Annotated in this window: 12 protein-coding genes, 2 tRNA genes and 3 rRNA genes; 8 read left to right on the top strand and 9 right to left on the bottom strand. The window is 41.5% G+C overall.

What is annotated here, in order from left to right:
• Positions 1-20: 20 nt before the first annotated feature.
• The 4 genes from PTUN_RS00360 (at position 21) to PTUN_RS00345 (ending at position 6409) form a co-directional block, all read left to right on the top strand.
• On the top strand, positions 21-974 hold the full coding sequence (locus tag PTUN_RS00360; protein ID WP_009839286.1) for a chemotaxis protein CheV: 954 nt from the start codon (positions 21-23) through the stop codon (positions 972-974).
• A gap of 104 nt (positions 975-1078) precedes the next feature.
• On the top strand, positions 1079-3244 hold the full coding sequence (uvrD, locus tag PTUN_RS00355; protein WP_009839287.1) for a DNA helicase II: 2166 nt from the start codon (positions 1079-1081) through the stop codon (positions 3242-3244).
• Complete coding sequence (locus PTUN_RS00350) at positions 3205-5307, top strand: tRNA(Met) cytidine acetyltransferase TmcA (protein WP_009839288.1); 2103 nt, start codon at positions 3205-3207, stop codon at positions 5305-5307. The genes uvrD and PTUN_RS00350 overlap by 40 nt, the downstream gene beginning before the upstream one ends.
• A complete protein-coding gene (locus PTUN_RS00345; RefSeq protein WP_009839289.1) occupies positions 5297-6409 on the top strand; it encodes an ABC transporter substrate-binding protein in 1113 nt (370 codons plus the stop codon). Before PTUN_RS00350 ends, PTUN_RS00345 begins: the two co-directional genes overlap by 11 nt.
• Here the strand turns inward: PTUN_RS00345 and PTUN_RS00340 are convergent.
• Positions 6406-7542, bottom strand: a complete 1137-nt coding sequence (locus tag PTUN_RS00340) for a hypothetical protein (RefSeq protein ID WP_009839290.1) — start codon at positions 7540-7542, stop codon at positions 6406-6408. The two genes, PTUN_RS00345 and PTUN_RS00340, sit on opposite strands and share 4 nt — an antisense overlap.
• 152 nt (positions 7543-7694) lie before the next feature.
• Here PTUN_RS00340 and PTUN_RS00335 point away from each other — a divergent pair, with 152 nt between their 5' ends.
• Positions 7695-8528: a CZB domain-containing protein gene (locus PTUN_RS00335; RefSeq protein WP_009839291.1), complete on the top strand. Its 834-nt coding sequence runs from the start codon at positions 7695-7697 to the stop codon at positions 8526-8528.
• Between the two features lie 68 nt (positions 8529-8596).
• Here the strand turns inward: PTUN_RS00335 and rrf are convergent.
• The 5 genes from rrf to PTUN_RS00310 form a co-directional block, all read right to left on the bottom strand.
• A 5S ribosomal RNA gene (gene rrf / locus PTUN_RS00330) occupies positions 8597-8711 on the bottom strand.
• Between the two features lie 131 nt (positions 8712-8842).
• Positions 8843-11731: ribosomal RNA gene (locus tag PTUN_RS00325) — 23S ribosomal RNA — on the bottom strand.
• A 255-nt stretch (positions 11732-11986) separates the two neighbouring features.
• Positions 11987-12062 (bottom strand) — tRNA-Ala (locus PTUN_RS00320).
• A gap of 46 nt (positions 12063-12108) precedes the next feature.
• Positions 12109-12185 (bottom strand) — tRNA-Ile (locus tag PTUN_RS00315).
• Between the two features lie 74 nt (positions 12186-12259).
• Positions 12260-13801 (bottom strand): 16S ribosomal RNA (locus tag PTUN_RS00310).
• The 16S, 23S and 5S rRNA genes sit together here with 2 tRNA genes alongside, the layout of an rRNA operon.
• Before the next feature lie 638 nt (positions 13802-14439).
• Between PTUN_RS00310 and PTUN_RS00305 the strand changes: the two genes are divergently transcribed.
• The gene (locus PTUN_RS00305) at positions 14440-14922 is read left to right on the top strand and encodes an RNA recognition motif domain-containing protein (protein ID WP_009839351.1); all 483 of its coding nucleotides are present in this window, start codon (positions 14440-14442) and stop codon (positions 14920-14922) included.
• Here the strand turns inward: PTUN_RS00305 and murI are convergent.
• A complete protein-coding gene (gene murI, locus PTUN_RS00300; protein ID WP_009839352.1) occupies positions 14891-15700 on the bottom strand; it encodes a glutamate racemase in 810 nt (269 codons plus the stop codon). The genes PTUN_RS00305 and murI overlap by 32 nt on opposite strands.
• A 56-nt stretch (positions 15701-15756) precedes the next feature.
• Entirely contained in the window at positions 15757-16893 is a 1137-nt protein-coding gene (locus PTUN_RS00295) for a DUF5610 domain-containing protein (RefSeq protein WP_009839353.1), read from the bottom strand.
• 192 nt (positions 16894-17085) lie between these two features.
• On the opposite strand from PTUN_RS00295, the gene trmA reads away from it, so the two are divergent.
• The gene (gene trmA / locus PTUN_RS00290) at positions 17086-18183 is read left to right on the top strand and encodes a tRNA (uridine(54)-C5)-methyltransferase TrmA (RefSeq protein WP_009839354.1); all 1098 of its coding nucleotides are present in this window, start codon (positions 17086-17088) and stop codon (positions 18181-18183) included.
• A gap of 12 nt (positions 18184-18195) precedes the next feature.
• On the opposite strand, the gene fabR is transcribed toward trmA, so the two are convergent.
• Positions 18196-18813 carry an HTH-type transcriptional repressor FabR gene (gene fabR, locus PTUN_RS00285; RefSeq protein WP_009839355.1) on the bottom strand — a complete coding sequence of 206 codons (618 nt, stop codon included), beginning with the start codon at positions 18811-18813 and terminating at the stop codon, positions 18196-18198.
• A 141-nt stretch (positions 18814-18954) separates the two neighbouring features.
• On the opposite strand from fabR, the gene PTUN_RS00280 reads away from it, so the two are divergent.
• A complete protein-coding gene (locus tag PTUN_RS00280) occupies positions 18955-20088 on the top strand; it encodes an acyl-CoA desaturase (protein ID WP_009839356.1) in 1134 nt (377 codons plus the stop codon).
• The last annotated feature ends 5 nt before the right edge of the window (positions 20089-20093 follow it).

Genomic DNA, 20093 nt, shown 5'->3' with positions numbered 1-20093 from the left:
CATTATTGTTGCGGTATAAAATGGCAGGTATTCTAGACAGTGTAAATCAACGTACTCAACTGGTCGGTGAAAATCGCCTTGAGCTTCTTTTATTTCATCTACATAGTCGCCACCTATTTGCTTTAAATGTATTTAAAGTAAAAGAGGTTGTAAAGTTACCTAAGCTCAACTCGTTACCCAATGCTCACCCCAAAATTTCAGGCGTTGCTAATATCCGCAACGAGTCAATTCCAGTGATTGACTTGCGCCAAGCCATAGGGCTCCCCTTTATTGAGCATGGTGATGACTGCAATTTAGTCATCACTGAATACAATCGCTCTGTGCAAGGCTTCTTAGTTGGTAAAGTTGATCAAATCGTCAATATGACTTGGTCTAATATTATGCCGCCACCCAGCACCGTTGGGAAAAATCACTACTTAACGGCTCTAACCAAATTAGAACGTAATGGTACCCAACAATTAGTTGAAATTATTGATGTTGAAAAAGTCTTGGCTGAAATTGTCGAGTATAAAGTCGAGATTTCAGCCGGTATTGTAGACCCCGATATGGTTGACCAATTTGTCGGCCGCAAAATTTTACATGCTGATGACTCACCGACAGCTCGTCGCCAAGTACGAGACACCTTATCTCAGCTCGGGATCGAGATTATTCCAACCCAAAATGGCCAAGAAGCGTATGAGCTTTTAAAATCTTGGGCCGATGAAGGTATTGATGTCGAAAAAGAATTTTTAATGGTCATCACAGATGCTGAAATGCCTGTCATGGATGGTTATCGGCTAACATATGAGATCCGCAACCACCCAAAATTAAAGAATTTATTTGTCGTACTAAATACTTCTTTAAGCGGCAGTTTTAATCAGGCCATGGTCGAAAAAGTGGGATGTGATGCGTTTTTATCTAAATTCCAACCCGATCGCTTAGTCGAAACCGTGCAAGCTCGATTAAAAGATACCTTAGCAAACACCCCTAAATAAGCTAAATAAACGCGCTTTATACCTGTTCATAAAAACAGTATTTTATTTAGCCGAGTGAAAACTCCTGTTATACTGGCGCCATTAGCATTGAAAAAGGTCAACTGATGGACGTCTCTGAATTACTTGATGGCTTAAACGATAAACAGCGTGATGCTGTTGCCGCCCCACTTCAAAATATGTTGGTTTTAGCGGGCGCGGGCTCAGGTAAAACACGAGTATTGGTTCATCGTATTGCATGGCTCATGCAAGTTGAAAATGCCTCTCCTTACAGTATTTTTGCCGTAACTTTTACCAATAAAGCAGCTAAAGAAATGCGCTCTCGGGTTGAAGAAACCCTTAAAACATCTGCTGGCGGCATGTGGATTGGTACTTTCCACGGCTTAGCTCATCGTATTTTACGTGCACATCATCGCGAAGCACATTTGCCCGAAGCGTTTCAAATTCTTGATTCAGATGATCAGATTCGAATGATCCGTCGCCTACTTAAAGCAATGAACATCGATGAAAAAAAATGGCCGCCAAAACAAATCTCGTGGTACATCAGCGCCAAAAAAGATGAAGCGCTGCGCCCTAAAGACATCAAGGCATATGATGTTAACGAGCAAATGTTTTTAAATGTTTATACCGCCTATCAAGATGCATGTGACCGTGCAGGTTTAGTTGATTTTGCTGAAATTTTACTACGTTGTTATGAGTTACTGAAAAATAGTCCTACGCTGCTACGTCATTATCAACAACGTTTCCCACACATGTTGGTTGACGAGTTTCAAGATACCAATACCATCCAATATGCTTGGTTAAAACTCATTGCTGGCACAGGCGGGAATGTGATGATCGTTGGGGATGATGATCAAAGTATTTATGGCTGGCGTGGTGCAAAAATCGAAAATATTCGCCGCTTCTTAACTGATTTTGATGCGCAAACCATTCGTCTTGAGCAAAACTACCGCTCAACAAGCACCATATTAACCGCAGCCAATGCATTAATTGCAAATAATTCAGAACGAATGGGCAAAAGCCTTTGGACCGAAGGCAGCGAAGGCGACCCTATCTCAATTTATGCGGCTTATAACGAACTCGATGAGGCCCGCTTTATTGTTGGTAAAATCAAGACTTGGCTCAATGCGGGTAACGCCTTGCAAGATGCCGCTATTTTATATCGTAATAATGCTCAATCGCGTATTTTAGAAGAAGCATTACTGCAAGAAGGTCTCAAATATCGTATTTACGGAGGCATGCGATTTTTTGAACGCCAAGAAATCAAAGATGCTCTTTCGTATTTACGTTTAGTCAGTAATCGCCAAGACGATGCAGCGTTTGAACGCGTAATCAATACTCCTACGCGTGGTATTGGTGAACGCACCTTAAGCTTAATTCGTGATTGTGCGCGTAACGAATCTATTCCGCTTTGGTATGCTGCAAAAGCACTTATTGAGCATAAACATTTAACTGGCCGCGCTGCCAATGCAGTCAACAGCTTTATTGAGCTTATAGAGAAAGTTGAAAAAGTTAGTATTGATTTACCCCTTGAAGAGCAAGCTAAACAAGCGATTCATACCTCAGGCTTAATGGCGATGTACCAAGCTGAAAAAGGTGAAAAAGGGCAAGCTCGAGTTGAAAACTTAGAAGAGCTTATTAATGCGTGTAGTCAGTTTGAACTTCCTAACGAAGAAGAGTTTGCATCCCCTTTAACCGGCTTTTTATCTTATACCGCGCTTGAATCAGGTGAGGGTCAAGCCGAAGAGCACGAAGATGCAGTGCAAATGATGACCTTACACTCAGCGAAGGGGCTTGAATTTCCACTCGTATTTATGGCAGGCGTTGAAGAAGGGATGTTTCCTTCTCAACAAAGTAACGAAGAGTCTGGTCGACTCGAAGAAGAACGCCGTCTTTGTTATGTTGGCATGACTCGCGCTATGGAAAAACTCTATATTAGCCATGCAGAGACTCGTCGCTTATATGGCCAAGAAAAATATCATAGCCCTTCTCGTTTTTTACGAGAAATCCCAGAAGCCTGTGTTGAAGAAATCAGAATTAGAACTCAGGTCACTCGCCCACAAGCGACCAATCGTTTCAGCGCTACCATGAGCCATGCAGCATTCGAAGATACTGGTTTTAATTTAGGCCAACGTGTTTTGCATACTAAATTTGGCGAAGGCACGGTACTTAATTACGAAGGTACTGGCGCACAATCACGCATACAAGTGGCCTTTGATGATGTAGGCACCAAATGGCTGGTAACAGCTTACGCTCGCCTACAGAGCCTCTAAAAATGACTGAGCTTAATCAGCTAAGCCCTTACCTAGCTCAGTTAAAACAAAACCGCCACCGACAACTGCTTGTTGTAAGTGGCGAGCACCTCTGGTGCTATCAGCAAGCTAATGACCTATTGCCTGTTTTACTCGGCAAACAAATTATTTTAAGTACACACAATGAGTTAACAAACGCCCAATGGCCAGAACATACACACCAGTTATTGGGGCAAGAATTTGATTTTGCTGTGTACGATGGTTTTTCAGGGATCAGCCCCGATAAACTGGCAGCGCTCAGCGGCACAATAACCGCTGGCGGTTTACTTATTTTATTGCTACCCGAATACAAACAACTGTGTGATTTTAAAGATCCCAGCTTTTATATTTTTCAATCAGCCGAACAACTCAATCAACACAGTCACTTTAATCAACGTTTCGCCTCGCAACTTAGCAAACTAGCACATATTTCTTTTGATCAAGCACTTGGTTTAAATATCCCAAAAATTGAAGTGCAAGCTCGCGAAATACAAACCGAGCAACAACAAGCTGCTGTTGAAATGATTATAAAACACAGTTTAGGTCGGGCTAATCGTCCCTTATTGCTCACCGCTGATCGTGGACGAGGGAAATCTTCAGCTCTAGGACTTGCCGCAGCGCAATTAGTCAATCAGGGTAAAAACGTCGTTATAACAACAAGCCAGCGCCGGGCTGTTGAAAGTGCATTTAACCATTTTGCAATGCAAACGCAGTTTAGCGCTCAAGCTGAGTCACCCCTCTTTCGTTACATCCCCCCCGATCAGCTAATCAGCCAAGCGATAACTGCTGATATTTTATTTGTGGATGAGGCAGCCTCTTTACCTGTTCCTATTCTGATTGAGTTACTCAAGCGATTTAATCGCATCATTTTTGCCACCACTATTCATGGATATGAAGGTACAGGCCGTGGTTTTACTTTACGGTTTTGCCCTTACTTAAAACAACATTTTCCTGACAGCCGCTTTGTCCATTTAGATGAGCCGATTCGCTTTGCCAGCAATGACCCCTTAGAGATAAACATTAACCAGTTATTAGGTTTAAATGCAGACTGCACCGAGCTTAAACAGCTCACTGCACCGCTACAATTTAGTGAGGTTAGCCAAGCAACCCTTTGTGAAAATGAACCGCTGTTACAGCAAACTTTTGCATTGTTAGTACTTGCACATTACCAAACATCGGCCAATGATTTTCGCCATTTACTCGATGCAGCCAATCTTCGTATTTTTGTGGTTGCACATCAAGAAGAGGTTATTGCAACCGCGCTAGTTGCAATTGAAGGCGAGCTCAGTAACGAATTAAGCTCGGCAATTGTGGCAGGTAAACGAAGGCCACAAGGCCATTTACTCGCACAGTCTGTTGCTCAGATAAAACAACAGCAATGCTTTTTAACTGAGCCTTTAGCGCGCATTGTTCGCATTGCAGTCCACCCATATTTTCAGAGTCAAAATATCGGTCAACAGCTATTAAGCTTTATTGAAACACACGTAGCTACAAATGTTGCAGCAATCGGCGCAAGTTTTGGCGCCTATCCAGTATTGGTGCATTTTTGGATGAAACAAGATTATCAAGTTATCAAGCTTGGCTTTAAAAAAGACAGCATTAGCGCTGAGCATGCTTGCTTAGTTATAAAGCCCATCACAGGATTGCAACTCGAAATAAATCAACTAAAGCAAAGGTTTAACCGAGACTTTCCACTAAATTGCTTACATTACTTGCAACATATTGAACCAAAATTACTGATTGAGTTAATAGAACAATTACCTCACAATCAATCTGAACCAGACGACTTAGTAGCAATATCGCAACTTTGCATTATACCAAGTCAATTAGCAGATCATTTTGCCTGTTGCTGGCGTGTGATGTGGCAACAGCCAGCAGCTTTAAAAAACTGCACTGAAGCAACGCAACTTTTATTAACTAGGCTAATATTACAAAATAAATCACCACAACAGATTGAAAAAATTTCAAATTTTGGTGGTCTAAAAAAATTACAAGCAGCTATTAAGCACGCTTTGTTAGAATGGTTTACCAACCTTGAGTGCTAATTTGAAACGTTATTTTTATTACTTCTGTTTATTTTTTTTAAGCTTTGCAGGCCAAGCAGAGTTCGGTATTAGCGCCGACAAAATAACAATTGGCATGTCTAATCCACAAAGTGGCCCTTCTGCAAATTTAGGCCAGCAATTTAAGCTTGGTGCTGTTACTCACTTTAATGCCGTCAATCTCCAAGGCGGAATAAATGGTAAAAAAATAGAGCTTTTGAGCTTAGATGATGGTTATGAGCCATTACAAACCGTAGAAAATACTCGCTCTTTTTTACTTACTAAAAGTGTTTTTGCATTGTTTGGTTATGTCGGAACCCCGACATCCCATTCCATTTTACCTTTATTAGAAAGCAGTCAAATCCCATACTTAATGCCAATGACTGGCGCTTCATTTTTACGCACTCCAGATAAAAAGAATGTTTACAATTTACGGGCAAGTTACCATCAAGAAATACAGTACCAGGTCAACTATCTCCTTAATCAACTTAAGCTTAAAAATATTGGTCTATTAATTCAAGCAGATGAATTTGGCTTAAGTGTCGAAAATGAAATTAATGAAGCGCTTAGCATGCTAGGCTCACAACCTATCGTAATTACGCGCTTTAAGCGCAACACTACCGACATTGATGCAGCCTTAACAACATTAATCCAACATAATGTTAATGCGATTGTTTTAGTAGGAACAACCGAGCCTTTAAGCGAATTCATTAATGCAAGTTATGAGCGAGATTTTAAACCCGTTTTCACAACCGTCTCTTTTGCTTCAAGTGATGAGCTATTTAAGAAATTAAAATATAGTAGTCACGTACTCGTAACTGAAGTGGTTCCAAACCCAAAAAGTTGCACCATGAAAATTTGTAAGTCATTCCGCGCGCAAATGAAAAAAGCAAAAGCTGAAGAATTAAACCATATTAATTTTGAAGGGTATTTAAGTGCGATGCTTTTTGTTGAGGCTGCAAAAAAATGCGGCGAGGAATTAACTCAGCAATGCCTGCTAACAATGTTAAAAACACAAACCTTTACTTTAGATGATTTAATCATCGAATTTAACCCTCAAACTAGTCAAGGGTTAAACCAAGTTTTTGCATCAATAAATAACTAAATTTGACTTAGTGATAGCTTTAACATTTCTATTATTTGATTCATCACTGCCTGATTTGTTTTCTCATCAAACTCAATAATTCTTGGGGTATGAATATGCCCAGTTGGAATAGTTGAGCCCATCAAATTTTTTAACCTTATACTACGATAAGAAATCTCATTTGATAGATAGCCACCACCACCACCTTCAACAGCTATTTCATTTTTAAGTTCATGAATTTGAGTTGGCGAAAATTGCTTATTCAAAGTGTGCACTTCTCGATTATCATTTATCTTATAATTACCCTTTGCTTGCTGCATTGCTGTATAAGGTAAACTAAATTGCACAAACTCAGGCCCAGCCAATACTTGCCCTGTTAGTAAAGGAATTATAGGGGATGAAGGATTAGCTCCAGTAAGTACATTAAGATTGTCTGGCGTTGTTACACTTCGTCTGCGACCAGGGAAATGCTCTAAATCAAAATCAGATCTACCCATCGAAATTGTGGCAATTAAATCAATGTTATTTAACGCATAAAATGGCGCTAAAGCTGACTCAATCTCACCATCATCAAAATCCTTATATCGAACCGGTACCATTAATGTATTAATTTGCGCTTTTATCCCGTTATGCTCTATCACTTGGCCGTCTAATAATAACGCAGCAATACCCGATGGATTGCTTTGTGCGATATTTCTATCTAGCAAAAACGGATCAAAACCTGTGATCAAGATTTTTTTCATTGCAGGCTCAGTAAACTCTAACTCTGTACGGCCTCGACTGCTATTTTCAAATACTTCAACTAAAGCATCAAGCTCTTGATTACTAAACTGAGCACCCCGTTGTTTAAGGGCCTTAATAACATTTAAACGCTGCCAATATAGATCCCTATCATCTAAACGGCCTTGCTGAACATTATTTACTTCACTTTGCCACAAAGATTCACCAAACCGATATAAGTCCTGACGGACGGCTTCATAGTTCTTTTGATTTAAAATATCTAGCGCTTTACGCTCAGTTTGCTCTATTTTTTGACTAAGGTGTGGCAATGCAATCATCGCTTTATCGATTCGTTGCTCTTCAATTGTTAAAGTCGCTGCGCATAAAGAACTTGTAATAAATAATAAAGAAAGGGCAATAGATATTTTTTTCATCAATTTGACTCAAATAGTAAGATGCTATCTAGGGTAAAGGTTTTATTCACTGATGTTAAATACAACATATTAAAAACATGTAATTTTTAAAGCATATTTAAAAGACTGTTCTATGCTTTAGCAATAACAAAAGTGAATCCAACGAGGGACTAATGGACTTTATCAATTTTAAAGTTGGCCAGAAAACTATCGCATTAAAAATATTAGATATTCTTCTCACTGAGCGATTCGAAAATAACCTCACAGCATTACCAAACAATAATAAAAGTTTTATTGGTGTGAAGGATTATATGGGTACTCCAACACCTATCTTTGATTTAGGACTAATTTTAAATAACGAGTCTACTCATGTCAGTAACGCCAATTTAGCCGAGCTGCTTCAAACTAGAGAAAAAGACCATCTGCAATGGTTCAAAGAGTTAGAAAACAGCATTGAGAATAATACACCATTTTCTTTAGCAAGAGATCCGCATCAATGTGCCTTTGGAAAATGGTACGATAATTTTAAAACAGATAATGAAGATCTCAGCGCTATATTAAGCCGGTTTGATGAACCACATAAAAAAATCCACTCACTTGCAGATAGCTTAATTAACATGGTTAAACAAGGTCAAAAGAAACAAGCACAAGAAATTCTAGCAACCGAAAGACGTACTACATTTACTTTACTACTTAGATTATTTGAATCGGCAAGGGAGCAAGTGGTCCTTGATTATAAGCCTATTATTATTTTCACAACAAAAGATGGGCAAAACCCTCATATCGGGCTATTAGTAGACAAGGTTGAGGATAGTGTCAGTGTTGACGCATCGGAAATTAAGCCTCTGGATAAACTAACCAGCATCGGCTTTGATATCGACCCACAAACTCGCAATATGATGCGCGGCTTAATCAAAATGGATAAGCACCATAGTGTCATTATCGACTCAAGTGCCATATTTAAACCCATAACCGAAGATTTGGAGCTAAAAAGCACTGTGGTATAAAGCTTTATTTTTTAAAAGCCAAAAGCAAAAAAACCTCTGATTTCTCAGAGGCTTTCTTTGAATTGGGAGCCTGGCGATGTCCTACTCTCACATGGGTAACCCCACACTACCATCGGCGCTGTTTCGTTTCACTACTGAGTTCGGAATGGGATCAGGTGGGTCCAAAACGCTATTGTCACCAAGCAAATCTGGTTCGTTAATCGCTCTCGCAATTAACTAAAATTCGGAAGGCTGATATTCAAATTCGTCTACTTCAGTGCTATTTAACTTCTTGCTTGTTCTTCAGTGCTTCATACAAACCACTTTGGCGTTGTATGGTTAAGCCTCACGGGTAATTAGTATTGGTTAGCTTAACGCCTCACAGCGCTTCCACACCCAACCTATCAACGTTGTAGTCTCCAACGGCCCTTCAGAGAGCTTATAGCTCTAGTGAGAACTCATCTCGAGGCTCGCTTCGCGCTTAGATGCTTTCAGCGCTTATCGATTCCGAACGTAGCTACCGGGCAGTGCCATTGGCATGACAACCCGAACACCAGCGGTTCGTTCACTCCGGTCCTCTCGTACTAGGAGCAACCCCTCTCAATTCTCAAACGCCCACGGCAGATAGGGACCGAACTGTCTCACGACGTTCTAAACCCAGCTCGCGTACCACTTTAAATGGCGAACAGCCATACCCTTGGGACCGACTTCAGCCCCAGGATGTGATGAGCCGACATCGAGGTGCCAAACACCGCCGTCGATATGAACTCTTGGGCGGTATCAGCCTGTTATCCCCGGAGTACCTTTTATCCGTTGAGCGATGGCCCTTCCATTCAGAACCACCGGATCACTATGACCTACTTTCGTACCTGCTCGACTTGTCCGTCTCGCAGTTAAGCTTGCTTCTACCATTACACTAACCGTACGATGTCCGACCGTACTTAGCAAACCTTCGTGCTCCTCCGTTACTCTTTAGGAGGAGACCGCCCCAGTCAAACTACCCACCAGGCACTGTCCGCAATCCCGATTAGGGACCTACGTTAGAACATCAAAACTACAAGGGTGGTATTTCAAGGACGACTCCACAAGAACTAGCGTTTCTGCTTCAAAGTCTCCCACCTATCCTACACATGTAGGTTCAATGTTCAGTGCCAAGCTATAGTAAAGGTTCACGGGGTCTTTCCGTCTAGCCGCGGGTACACAGCATCTTCACTGCGATTTCAATTTCACTGAGTCTCGGGTGGAGACAGCGTGGCCATGATTACGCCATTCGTGCAGGTCGGAACTTACCCGACAAGGAATTTCGCTACCTTAGGACCGTTATAGTTACGGCCGCCGTTTACCGGGGCTTCGATCAAGAGCTTCGCGTTGCCGCTAACCCCATCAATTAACCTTCCGGCACCGGGCAGGCGTCACACCGTATACGTCATCTTGCGATTTTGCACAGTGCTGTGTTTTTAATAAACAGTTCCAGCCACCTGGTTACTGTGACTGCCAATAGCTCCGGGAGCAAGTCCCTTCACCATCAGCAGCGTACCTTCTCCCGAAGTTACGGTACTATTTTGCCTAGTTCCTTCACCCGAGTTCTCTCAAGCGCCTTAGTATTCTCTACCTGACCACCTGTGTCGGTTTGGGGTACGATTCTTCATGAACTGAAGCTTAGAGGATTTTCCTGGAAGTATGGCATCAACAACTTCACTACCGTAGTAGCTCGTCTCGTATCTCAGTCTTAAGGAAACCCGGATTTACCTAAGTCTCCAACCTACTTACTTTCACATGGACAACCAACGCCATGCCTGCCTAGCCTGCTCCGTCTCCCCATCGCATTCATGCCGAGTACGGGAATATTAACCCGTTTCCCATCGACTACGCGTTTCCGCCTCGCCTTAGGGGTCGACTCACCCTACCCTGATTAACATGGGATAGGAACCCTTGGTCTTCCGGCGTGGGAGTTTTTCACTCCCATTATCGTTACTTATGTCAGCATTCGCACTTCTGATACCTCCAGCAACCCTCTCGAATCACCTTCAACGGCTTACAGAACGCTCCCCTACCCCGCATACAAAGTACGCAGGCGCATCTTCGGTGGTATGTTTAGCCCCGTTACATCTTCCGCGCAGACCGACTCGACCAGTGAGCTATTACGCTTTCTTTAAAGGATGGCTGCTTCTAAGCCAACCTCCTGGCTGTCTGGGCCTTTCCACATCGTTTCCCACTTAACATACACTTTGGGACCTTAGATGGCGCTCTGGGTTGTTTCCCTCTTCACGACGGACGTTAGCACCCGCCGTGTGTCTCCCGGATAGTACTTTACGGTATTCGGAGTTTGCAAAGGGTTGGTAAGTCGGGATGACCCCCTAGCCTTAACAGTGCTCTACCCCCGTAAGTATTCGTCCGAGGCTCTACCTAAATAGATTTCGGGGAGAACCAGCTATCTCCCGGTTTGATTAGCCTTTCACTCCTAGCCACAAGTCATCCCCTAACTTTTCAACGTTAGTGGGTTCGGTCCTCCAGTTGATGTTACTCAACCTTCAACCTGCCCATGGCTAGATCACCGGGTTTCGGGTCTATACCTTGCAACTATACGCCCAGTTAAGACTCGGTTTCCCTACGGCTCCCCTAATTGGTTAACCTCGCTACAAAATATAAGTCGCTGACCCATTATACAAAAGGTACGCAGTCACACCACGAAGGTGCTCCTACTGCTTGTACGTACACGGTTTCAGGTTCTATTTCACTCCCCTCACAGGGGTTCTTTTCGCCTTTCCCTCACGGTACTGGTTCACTATCGGTCAGTTGGGAGTATTTAGCCTTGGAGGATGGTCCCCCCATATTCAGTCAAGATAACACGTGTCCCGACCTACTCGATTTCACTTACTATAGATTTTCGTGTACGGGGCTATCACCCTGTGCCGCTGTCCTTTCCAGAACATTCCACTAATCACAAATAAACTTAAGGGCTGCTCCGGTTTCGCTCGCCGCTACTTCCGGAATCTCGGTTGATTTCTTTTCCTACGGGTACTTAGATGTTTCAGTTCTCCGCGTTCGCCTCATATAGCTATGTATTCACTATATGATAGTGAGTAAACTCACTGGGTTTCCCCATTCGGAAATCCTAGTCTCAAGCGCCTTTTACTAGCTTGACTAGGCTTATCGCAAGTTAATACGTCCTTCATCGCCTCCAACTGCCAAGGCATCCACCGTGTACGCTTAGTCACTTAACCATACAACCCAAAATAGTTTGAGTTATACATAAAGGACTGATTTAAACTTCGCCAGAAGTTAAATATTGAATACTAAAGTAGACACCAATCACATCTTTCGATGCAAATGGCATAATTTTACTTTTGAAAACTCTTTCGAATCTTTCGATTCAAAGAATTTTTTCTATCAGCTTTCCAAATTTTTAAAGAGCATGAGAATAACTTCTCAAATCTAACCATACTTAATAAAGTATCTTTAGTTTTGAAAAGTAGAAGTGGTGGAGCTAAGCAGGATCGAACTGCTGACCTCCTGCGTGCAAGGCAGGCGCTCTCCCAGCTGAGCTATAGCCCCACTAAATTGTTTTATTGTGTACCACTTAACCCTGGGAGGAGTAAAGTGGTGGGTCTGGGCAGATTCGAACTGCCGACCTCACCCTTATCAGGGGTGCGCTCTAACCAACTGAGCTACAGACCCAAACAATAGTGTTCTCGTTACTTACGAACAATCATCTGTGTGGACACTACGAACAAATCAGTTCTAAATCGTGATAAGGAGGTGATCCAGCCCCAGGTTCCCCTAGGGCTACCTTGTTACGACTTCACCCCAGTCATGAATCACACCGTGGTAACCGCCCTCCCGAAGGTTAAGCTAGCTACTTCTGGTGCAACCCACTCCCATGGTGTGACGGGCGGTGTGTACAAGGCCCGGGAACGTATTCACCGCAACATTCTGATTTGCGATTACTAGCGATTCCGACTTCATGGAGTCGAGTTGCAGACTCCAATCCGGACTACGACGAGCTTTAAGGGATTCGCTCACTATCGCTAGCTTGCTGCCCTCTGTACTCGCCATTGTAGCACGTGTGTAGCCCTACACGTAAGGGCCATGATGACTTGACGTCGTCCCCACCTTCCTCCGGTTTATCACCGGCAGTCTCCTTAGAGTTCCCGACATTACTCGCTGGCAACTAAGGATAGGGGTTGCGCTCGTTGCGGGACTTAACCCAACATCTCACAACACGAGCTGACGACAGCCATGCAGCACCTGTCTCAGAGTTCCCGAAGGCACAAAGCTATCTCTAGCGATTTCTCTGGATGTCAAGTGTAGGTAAGGTTCTTCGCGTTGCATCGAATTAAACCACATGCTCCACCGCTTGTGCGGGCCCCCGTCAATTCATTTGAGTTTTAACCTTGCGGCCGTACTCCCCAGGCGGTCTACTTAATGCGTTAGCTTTGAAAAAGTTGTCCGAGGACCCCAGCTTCTAGTAGACATCGTTTACGGCGTGGACTACCAGGGTATCTAATCCTGTTTGCTCCCCACGCTTTCGTACATGAGCGTCAGTGTTGACCCAGGTGGCTGCCTTCGCCATCGGTATTCCTTCAGATCTCTACGCATTTCACCGCTACACCTGAAATTCTACCACCCTCTATCACACTCTAGTTGACCAGTTCGAAATGCAGTTCCCAGGTTGAGCCCGGGGCTTTCACATCTCGCTTAATCAACCGCCTGCGTACGCTTTACGCCCAGTAATTCCGATTAACGCTCGCACCCTCCGTATTACCGCGGCTGCTGGCACGGAGTTAGCCGGTGCTTCTTCTGTCAGTAACGTCACAGCTACGTTCTATTAAAACGTAACCTTTCCTCCTGACTGAAAGTGCTTTACAACCCGAAGGCCTTCTTCACACACGCGGCATGGCTGCATCAGGCTTTCGCCCATTGTGCAATATTCCCCACTGCTGCCTCCCGTAGGAGTCTGGACCGTGTCTCAGTTCCAGTGTGGCTGATCATCCTCTCAAACCAGCTAGAGATCGTTGCCTTGGTGAGCCATTACCTCACCAACTAGCTAATCCCACTTGGGCCAATCTTTAGGCGTGAGGCCCGAAGGTCCCCCACTTTGGTCCGTAGACATCATGCGGTATTAGCAGTCGTTTCCAACTGTTGTCCCCCACCTAAAGGCATGTTCCCAAGCATTACTCACCCGTCCGCCGCTCGTCACCCAAGAAACAAGTTTCTCTGTGCTACCGCTCGACTTGCATGTGTTAGGCCTGCCGCCAGCGTTCAATCTGAGCCATGATCAAACTCTTCAATTAAAAGTTTTTAGTCTTTCGACTGCTCAATGAATTCTGATTTTTGTTTCCACAACACTTAATAAAAAGAGAAAGTGAAATCAAATTGACTGTATAGCCACTCATTCATTATTGAGACTCTAAATTTTTTGCTTCATTCAAAACCGAAGTTTTGAACTAAGCTGTTAGAACTCAACCTGTACGAGTGCCCACACAGATGATTGCTTAAATTGTTAAAGAACGTTGCAGCGCCAACTCTAAGAGCGTGCTGCGAAGTGGAGCGCTATAATAAACGTTTCACTTTTCAAGTCAACACTTAATTTTAAATTCTTTCGAAACAAACTAAGTTTTACTTAACTCTCTGACTCAACCCTCATACTCCGCTAGGCGTGGTGTGCTGCCGTGTCAGTGGGGTCGCATTATAGGGCGGCGAACTTTTTTGGCAAGCGTTATTTTAAGAAAAACTTATAAAAACGAATCGTTCGAACAAATAACATACCGAAAGCTTAAAAAGAATGCAGTTCACTTAATTTAAAACAAGCAAATCAGATTCTATGATAGATTTTTTAACCAATTAGGTTGCTATGTTTATTTATATGGATAAGATATGAATCTTCTTATTGTTAATTTAATGTTTATTTTTTGTATATTGGTAACCCATTATGAATTTCCCTAATCAAAAATCTATTATTTCTTCTGTTATACTTGCCGTAGTAGGCTTTGTTATTGCTGAGTTTCTACTATCTAGCCTTGCATTAAACGGTTCTGTGTTTTTAGCTCTCGGTCTCTTAATTGGTGGTTTAGTGGTTGCTTCTTTATCTACTGCTGATGTTGAAGAAGAAAAAGTTAAAACTAAAACGCTTTATGTTGGCAATCTGCCTTACAGAGCAAATGAGGGTATTGTGCGTGAGTTGTTTGAAGAACATGGCAAAGTTTTCTCTGTTCGTTTACTCAAAGATAAAAACACTGGTAAACGTCGTGGATTTGGTTTTGTTGAAGTTGCAGAGAAAGATGCAGCAAACACTATAAACTCATTGAACGACTTTGAATTCCAACAACGCACTTTAAAAGTTCGTGAAGCAAAGCAGAAAAGTGAAGATGGTGATAACCAGTTTAATGATGAAACTGTGGATCAATCAGCTTAATCTGCTCAACTGTTATTTTATTAGATAAAGTTGGAGCCGTTGCGTAATAACGCAGCGGCTTTTTTATTACTTCATTTTGAGCATCATCTTTTACCCATCCATTTTCAGAAAGTAGGAAACTCACACGATTTGCAATCGCAGCTCCAGAATCAATTATTTTCATAGAAGGAGATAATAATTGAGCCAACTCACTTTTTAAGAATGGGAAATGAGTACAACCTAAAATTAAATGATCAATACTCTGTTCAATTTTAAGGCGCTCCAATTCTTCGGCAACATCGTCAATCGAAACAACTCCGAACCAAAATTTATCTTCAGCTAAACTGACCAACCGCGTAGAACCGTATAAATGCACCTTTACATTATTTGAATGCGCATTAATTAAACTCTGGGTATAAACGTTTTTGATTGTACCGGGCGTGGCTAATAATCCAACAGACCCTGTTGAGCTTTGTAAGCAAGCGGGCTTGATAGCTGGTACAACACCAACAATAGGAATATCAGTATAAGAACGCAGAAAGTCGAGTGTTTGTGTGCTAGCTGTATTGCATGCAATAACTATAATATCTATTTTTACAAACTGCTCTTGTACTGTTTTAAGCTTGGCGAGTAAACGCTGCTGCAGAACCTCAATCGTTAAATTACCATAAGGCATGAAGAGATTATCCATTAAATAAGAATACTGCGCGAAAGGATAAGCGGCTTGGATATGCTCAAGTACCGTAGTACCACCAATGCCAGAATCAAAAACAACGATATGAGGTTGCAAACTAATCACTCCTAAACAACTAGTAATTAGTCTGCCACATTTTTATTGTGAACTATAGAGGAGTATTACTCTGCTTTTTTATCTGCTTTGTTTGTTTCTTGATCTAACAATGAATATTGCTCAAACACTACTTTAGTATATTCAAGTAACGTATTGAGCTGTTTAGAATCTTTATCCTGATTCAACCATTCAATTAAACCAACTAACTGAGCATCTATCTTTAAAGATTTCGCTTGAGTAAAAGCTTGCCCTAAGCCTTCATTAAGCGGCTTTAATTGCTCAGCTATATTGCTACCAGGAATATTACGCTGATATTCTTTTACACTGCTCATCATTTCAGTTTGCTGTAAGTTCATTGAGAAACCAGCTAATTGTGATGGGTCCATTGAAAGCTCAGTTGCTTTATTAAATGCTTGATCTAAATCACCATTAAAAAACAAATCACTCACGCCTTGTAAATCTTCCATTAAAGCATTAATTGCCTGCTGCTCTTCTTCATCAATTTCACCATTAATTTCTAAAGAGAAACCATAACTAAACGCAGATGACGACTCCATAGCCATGCGCTTACCTTGATCATCTACATTTAATGTTAATCGATCAGCTTCTGCATATTCGGCATTAAAAGTAATTTTAATTTCATCACCATCAAGTGTTTTAATACTGAGCTGAGCGCCATTACTTAAACTGTACTGACTCGCTTGACGATAATTACTATAAATATCTTTTTGAGGTGTTTTAAATAACCCTTGCGCAAACTTATCAAGGCCATCAGACATAAGGGCATCACTTTGTTTAATCCCCTCTTTAATATCATCAGTTAAAAAGCCTGCATCTTCTAGTTCATGTTTCGCATCTTCAATGCCAATAGCAATACCTTTTTTAGCTTCATCTAACATGCTGCGTAATTTCGATTCATCTGCACCATCATTTTTCGCTTTTAGTACCGCACCTTTTACAAATCCTAAGACATTTTTAGCCACTTCTTCAAAGTCAAAAAGCGATTCATTTTTGGCTTTTATATTTTCAGGCATTGAAAGTGCGTCAGCTAATTTGTTTTGCATTACTTTTGCAGCGATGCCTTTGGCATCACTTTGATAATTCTGTTGTGGTAAAGCTGAGCTATCACTTTGTTTAACTTGTGTTTTAACGAAGTTATTATACAAGGTAGCTGGCTGAAACCCTGGCAGACCAATTTTCATGATCTTTCTCCTATACGCTTTATAGAATTATTATCGGCTAAACTAAATATAACTTAAGCAGTTTATGAGTATTTTTTATACGATATAAATTCATAAACTGAGCTCAAATGCTTAGGATTGAATGGTAATAGTACTAGACAAATCATCCTTGCTCCATAAAATAGCGCGACGAAATAAAACAGAGGCACACCGATGGCAGTCATCACAATTAATCCCGCACTTTATGAACAACAGCTCAATGAGAAAAAACACACTATTGCAGCTCAATTTGCTCGTTTTGGGGTTAACGACCTTGAAGTATTCGCATCTGAAGAAAAGCATTATCGTCAACGTGCAGAATTTCGCGTTTGGCATGATGGTGAAGACTTATTCCACATCATGTTTGATCAACAAAGCAAAGAAAAAATCCGAGTAGAGCAGTTCGACCCTGCTGCACCTCTTATTTTTGCTTTAATGCCGCGACTAATTGCTGAGCTGAAAACGAAAGAAGTCCTGCGTAGAAAACTATTTCAAATTGATTATTTATCGACTCTCAGTGGCGAAATATTAGTGAGCATGCTGTACCACAAAGCATTAGATGATGAGTGGCTTACAGCAATAAAAGAGCTAAAAAATAAATTATCTGGCGAATTTAACATCGACTTTATCGGCCGTGCACGCAAACAAAAAATTGCTTTAGGTAAAGAATATGTGGTCGAGAAACTCACTGTCGCTGGTAAACAGCTTGTTTATCAACAAGTAGAAAATAGCTTTACGCAACCTAATGCAAAAGTGAATCAAAAAATGCTTGAATGGGCGCTGGATATTAGCCAAAACCTTTCTAACGATTTACTAGAGTTGTATTGCGGTAATGGTAATTTCTCGATTGCTTTAGCGCCTGCATTTAACCGTGTACTTGCCACTGAAATATCAAAATCATCGGTTGCTTCAGCTCAATTCAATATTGCTGAAAACAAAATCACAAATCTTGATATTATTAGAATGTCGAGTGAAGAATTTACCGAAGCAATGAAAGGTGAGAAAGAGTTTTCGCGCCTCAAAGGCATCGATTTAAAAAGCTACAATTGCCAAAGTATTTTAGTTGATCCGCCACGCGCAGGTTTGGATGAGGGTACCACTCGTTTAGTGCAAAATTACGACAATATTATTTATATTTCGTGTAACCCGCAAACGCTAGAGCGCGATTTAGAAGTGTTAACGCAAACCCATAAGGTTGAGCGCTTTGCTATTTTTGATCAATTTCCTTATACCCACCATATCGAATCAGGGGTATTTTTAACCCGTAAATAATGTAAAGCAGCTTTAGCTGCTTTTTTTATCTTTGTTATACATGGAGGCACCTTTGGCAATATAACGCAGCTGCCAAATCAGCCTCTCCACCAGCTCAACTCGTTGTTGTTTATCTAAGTCGAGCGCTTCCGCGCCTGCATTAAATACCAAAGTAACCATTGCCTCAGCCTGAATATAGGCCTGCTTAACCTCACAATGTGTTTCTATTTCAAGATAATGGGCTAACTCTAAAATAAAATGCTTTATTTCTCGGGCAACTGCGGCTCTAAATGCTTTTGATGTGCCTGAGCGTTCACGTAATAACAAACGAAACTGATTACTTGATTCCTCAATAAACTCCATAAAGGTGTAAATAGAAATTGTAATAATACTACCACCACACTCAATTCGACTTCGGGCTTGGCGCATCAATTGACGCAGGGTTAAACCGGCCTCATCAACCAAAGTCAGACCCAATTCATTCATGTCTTTAAAGTGACGATAAAACGACGTTGGTGCAATACCCGCTTCTCGAGCAACTTCTCTTAAACTTAAATTCGAAAAACTATGCTCTGCACTTAACTGATTAAATGCGGCTTCTATTAGTGCCTGCCTAGTTTTTTCTTTTTGTTTTGCTCGAACGCCTGACATTCTGTGCCCTCTTCATTGATAAAAGCGAGTTTATCATATTTACTTACGGAGCAAATTACTAACTGTTAATACCATTTGAGACTTGACTGGGTGACGCTGAACCTCTATTTTAGCGTACAGTTGTACGCTGAGATTATTATGATGAAAAAACCACCTATTATTTGGACTAACGTTTTATTTTTTACCCTTACATTTTGTGCGGCACTCATTTTAGTGCCTTGGTACGGCATAAACTACGGCTTTAGCGCGGCAAATTGGACTGCATTTGTTGGCTGTATGTTTTTTGCTGGCTTATCAATTACCGCGGGCTATCACAGACTATGGGCCCATAAAACCTATGAAGCACATCCTGTTGTTGAAGCTATTTTTGCACTAGGTGGCGCCTTTGCTATTCAAAACAGTGCCTTACATTGGAGCTCTGATCATCGCATCCACCACGGTCAAGTTGATGACCCAATTAAAGATCCATACGCTGCAACCAATGGATTTTGGTATAGCCATATAGGTTGGATGTTACGAGATTATCAAGGTGATAATTATACAAATTATAATAATTGTCGCGACTTACAAAAAAATAAAATCGTCATGTGGCAACATCGCCATTATTTATTACTGACTATTTTAACGAATGTAGGTATTCCTCTTTTGTTAGGTATCGTATTTGGTGATATTTGGGGCATGCTCATTTTAGCCGGCGTGCTTAGATTAGTTTTGAGTCAGCATTTTACCTTTTTTATCAACTCAATCGCTCATATTTGGGGGTCTCGCCCTTATACAGAAAGTAATACTGCACGCGACAATGCACTATTAGCATTATTTACCTATGGCGAAGGCTACCATAATTATCACCATATTTTTGCCAGTGATTATCGCAATGGCATCCGATGGTGGCATTACGATCCGACAAAATGGATGATAAAATCACTTTCGTATTTTGGCTTAACAAGTAAGTTGAAGACAACGCCCATTGAGCGAATTGAAAAAGCCAAAGCTGACACTTTACTCAATAAAACGGCACTAACTTTACAACAAACAACCTTAGGCCAAGCAAAAATTGAACTGTTACAACAAGAGTACGATGTTTTACTCAAAAAACTGCAAAGTTATTGTAAACTAAAAAAACAATTGCTTGACGCTAAAAAGAATACCATGCTCAAACAATGTGAAAAGTCAGCAATTATGAATCAATATCGTGAATTTGAGCTGGCTTGGCAAAAACAAAAGCAGTCTTGGCTTGAATTAAATGCCCAACTGCTAAGAGCACGTTACAGCTAATGAGG

The organism is Pseudoalteromonas tunicata (genome assembly GCF_002310815.1).
In the GTDB taxonomy this organism is placed as follows: domain Bacteria; phylum Pseudomonadota; class Gammaproteobacteria; order Enterobacterales; family Alteromonadaceae; genus Pseudoalteromonas; species Pseudoalteromonas tunicata.
Note: the sequence above shows the minus strand (reverse complement) of the source record. Positions and strands in the feature narration are given on the sequence as shown.